Genomic DNA, 238 nt, shown 5'->3' with positions numbered 1-238 from the left:
ATGAATTCGCCACCTACTCCGCCTTACTGCGGCTCAGTCGCTGCGGCTTTGCACTTGATGAATTCACAGATAAAATGCGATTCCTGCCGGGAAAAGATTTATTTCTGTCTATCGCCTTGCGATGGAGGCAACCCGACAGGGGGATGATGTGGCAGGCTGCAAATCCAGAGCTTGCTCGGGAATTTCCAGCCGGCACAGCATCAAAGGCTCGTCAGAGCCGTTTGCATCAAGCGCAAGG

Annotated in this window: 1 protein-coding gene; it reads left to right on the top strand. The window is 53.4% G+C overall.

All coding sequences use genetic code 11. From position 1 onward, the window contains the following. Positions 1 to 238: hypothetical protein (locus I6E40_RS10885; RefSeq protein ID WP_235387305.1), on the top strand; the 238-nt coding region annotated here is incomplete at both ends.

Source organism: Prevotellamassilia timonensis, assembly GCF_021531665.1.
Lineage (GTDB): Bacteria > Bacteroidota > Bacteroidia > Bacteroidales > Bacteroidaceae > Alloprevotella.
This window is presented reverse-complemented; position numbering and strand designations above follow the sequence as displayed.